Source organism: Phenylobacterium sp. CCH9-H3, assembly GCF_001557235.1.
Lineage (GTDB): Bacteria > Pseudomonadota > Alphaproteobacteria > Caulobacterales > Caulobacteraceae > Phenylobacterium.
Map to the genome: position 1 here is coordinate 1 of NZ_LSJI01000134.1, position 2,766 is coordinate 2,766.

4 protein-coding genes are annotated in these 2,766 nt (G+C 69.6%); 2 read left to right on the plus strand and 2 right to left on the minus strand.

Annotated features, from left to right (window positions below; all coding sequences use genetic code 11):
• Window positions 1-309, minus strand: a 309-nt coding sequence (locus tag AX721_RS12965; RefSeq protein WP_197422557.1) for a hypothetical protein, incomplete at its 3' end; no start/stop codon positions are given.
• A 91-nt stretch (window positions 310-400) separates the two neighbouring features.
• On the opposite strand from AX721_RS12965, the gene AX721_RS12970 reads away from it, so the two are divergent.
• Window positions 401-1,414, plus strand: coding sequence for an adenosine deaminase (locus AX721_RS12970; protein ID WP_068876419.1), 1,014 nt, complete (start codon window positions 401-403; stop codon window positions 1,412-1,414).
• 127 nt (window positions 1,415-1,541) lie between these two features.
• On the opposite strand, the gene AX721_RS12975 is transcribed toward AX721_RS12970, so the two are convergent.
• The gene (locus AX721_RS12975) at window positions 1,542-2,198 is read right to left on the minus strand and encodes a hypothetical protein (RefSeq protein ID WP_068876420.1); all 657 of its coding nucleotides are present in this window, start codon (window positions 2,196-2,198) and stop codon (window positions 1,542-1,544) included.
• Between the two features lie 113 nt (window positions 2,199-2,311).
• Here AX721_RS12975 and AX721_RS12980 point away from each other — a divergent pair, with 113 nt between their 5' ends.
• The gene (locus AX721_RS12980) at window positions 2,312-2,581 is read left to right on the plus strand and encodes a hypothetical protein (RefSeq protein WP_068876421.1); all 270 of its coding nucleotides are present in this window, start codon (window positions 2,312-2,314) and stop codon (window positions 2,579-2,581) included.
• The last annotated feature ends 185 nt before the right edge of the window (window positions 2,582-2,766 follow it).

The following is a 2,766-nucleotide window of genomic DNA, read 5'->3' on the forward strand; positions in this document are numbered from 1 at the left end:
CCAGTCGGCGGCCGCGACCTCGGCCCGCCTGCGCCGGAACCACCGTTCGGGGACCAGCTCGCGGGCGATGAAATAGAGGATCAGGGCGCCGCCCAGGATCACGCCGCCCCAGAAGATGTAGGGCAGCACCGGCAGGATGATCTTCAGCACCTGGAGCAGCGGCTCCAGCCAGGGCGGCGGCGCAGGCGGCGCGGGCGGGCCGGCGAAGTCGAACTGGATGCCCGGGGTCTTCCGCAACGCCTCATGAGCGGCCATGAGCTGATGCTCCGCCACCCCGTCCGCCGCCGCCCACGCCCCCGAACCCTGCACGCACACTCCCGAGTTGCGGCGGGAAGCCTAGACGACCGACCGCGCGCCGCAAGCCTTGACCCGGGAAGGGTTTCGCGGTGACGACTTTCCCATGACCGACGCCGATTTCATCCGCGGCCTGCCCAAGGCCGAACTGCACCTGCACATCGAGGGCAGCCTGGAGCCCGAGCTGATGTTCGAGCTGGGCCGCCGCAACGGGATCGCCCTGCCGTTCAAGACGGTGGAGGAGGTGCGCGCCGCCTACGCCTTCTCCAACCTGCAGGACTTCCTGGACATCTACTACCAGGGCGCCGGGGTGCTGCTCACTGAGGCCGATTTCCACGACTTGGCCATGGCCTATTTCCGCCGGGTGGCGGCCGACGGGTGCCGGCACGTGGAGCTGTTCTTCGACCCGCAGACCCACACCGACCGGGGCGTGCCGTTCGCCACGGTGATCGAGGGCCTGACCGCCGGGATGGCCGAGGCGGAGCGGGATCTTGGGATCACCTCCAGCCTGATCCTCTGCTTCCTGCGCCATCTCAGCGAGGAGGCTGCGTTCGAGACGCTGAAAGCCGCCGAGCCGTGGCTGGACAAGATCGCGGGCGTCGGCCTCGACAGCTCGGAGGTGGGCCACCCGCCGTCGAAGTTCGCCCGGGTGTTCGCCGCCGCCAAGGCCAGGGGGCTGAAGGTGGTGGCCCATGCCGGCGAGGAGGGGCCGCCCGAGTACGTGTGGGAGGCGCTGGATGTGCTGCATGTCGACCGCATCGACCACGGCAACCGGGCGCTGGAGGACGAGGCCCTGGTGAAGCGGCTGGTCGCCGAGCAGATGACGCTGACCGTCTGCCCGCTGTCGAACCTGAAGCTCTGCGTGGTGGACGACCTGAAGGCCCACCCGCTGAAGCGGATGCTGGGGCTGGGGCTGAAGGCGACGCTGAACTCGGACGATCCGGCCTATTTCGGCGGCTATCTCGGCGAGAACTGGCTGCAGACAGCCCGGGCGCTGGGGCTGACGCGCGAAGAACTGGTGACGCTGGCGAAGAACAGCTTCACCGGCTCGTTCCTGCCGGAGGCGGCGGTGAAGCGGCGGCTGGCCGAGATCGACGCCTATGTGGCGGGGGCGGCTTAGCGTCTAACCGCAGAAAACGCGGACGACGCAGAAGGGCGCCGGCGGCCCGGTGTCCGAGCCCCCGTCCGCAACCTTCCGCGTCGGTCAGGATCTGAAGTTGGTGGCAGGCTGAGTTGGGTGGCGGGCCTCAGCCCGAGCCCTGCCAGGGCGGGCGGGCATAGCCCTTGAGGTCCTTGAGCCAGCGGCGGACCAGGTCGATGTCGGGGTCCGGCAGCTCGCGCCAGCGCCCCGCGTTGTCGGGATCGAGGTCCATCTCCGCGCAGAGCTCGGCGACGTAGTCGTCCAGCGGACGGGTGGCGAAATCCTCGTTGCAGCGCTCGTCCAGCAGCCAGGCCTCGAGCTCGCGATAGCACTGGCCGGCAAACTCGCGCTCGGCCTCCAGCTCGCTGCGGTCGAAGCCCTCGGACCAGATCACCCGGCGAACGGCGGTGCGCAGCTCGGCGGCGCGGGCGTCGGCGGCCTCGATGTCGACGGGGAACCGGCGGCGCGGCGGCTCCGGCTCGGGGCGGGCGCGGCTGAGAAGCGCGTCCTGCCGGGCTTCCCGCGCCGCCTCGCGCGCCTCGCGGGACTCCGAGCGGTCGAACCGTTCGTGCAGGGCCAGCGACTGGCGCAGCGAACGGGCCATGCGCTGATAGGTGCGGCCCTTCTCCGCCTCCTCGGGCGTGTCGATGGCGCGCAGATAGCTGGCGTGCGCGGCCTCGCACGCGGCGAGATCCAGCTCGGCCACCTTCGCCAGCATCTGCTGGCGCCGCTCGGCGATGTCGGCGTTGAACGACATGAACATAACGGGAACATATGGGACGCCCGGATGTCAAAGTTGTTCGGGGATTTTTTGGGAGCACACGAGAAGCGGATGGCTATGGAATGCTGTGTCGTCACGCTGCGGGGAGAGGCCCAATGAGCGAAGTGCTTGAACGCGCCGACGCCCTGTTGTCCGTGGCCTTTGTGCTGGTCGGCGCCGTGACCTGGGTGCGCGTGCTTCCGACGCTTGCGCCATCGAAACCAGCCCGTGGGGCGTCTGCCCAACGGCACGCGTTAGCCGAAACGCTCCGGATCACGTTCGTCTATGGGCGAGCCGATCCAGTGGTTCGCAGAGCGCGCGTGCTGCTGGTGGGGATTTCGATCCTCGGAGCCGTCCTCTTGGACGTTCGGCTGCTGTCGTTCTGAACGCCCCGCTGGCGAAATGACCTTCACCTCCCCCGCGAAGCGGCGGGAGGGGGACCAGTCGCCGAGCGCAGCGGAGAGCGACTGGGGGAGGGGGCGAGCCGTCGGCTTGGCGGAGGGAATGGCTGTATTGAGCGCGGCGGGCGTGGCTCGCCCCCTCCACCCCCCGCTCTTCGGACGGCTAGCGC

Excerpts from the sequence above, each read along its gene's own strand:
- AX721_RS12975 (WP_068876420.1), bottom strand. The coding sequence starts at position 2,198 with ATGTTCATGTCGTTCAACGCCGACATCGCCGAGCGGCGCCAGCAGATG.
- AX721_RS12980 (WP_068876421.1), top strand. The coding sequence starts at position 2,312 with ATGAGCGAAGTGCTTGAACGCGCCGACGCCCTGTTGTCCGTGGCCTTT.
- AX721_RS12970 (WP_068876419.1), top strand. The coding sequence starts at position 401 with ATGACCGACGCCGATTTCATCCGCGGCCTGCCCAAGGCCGAACTGCAC.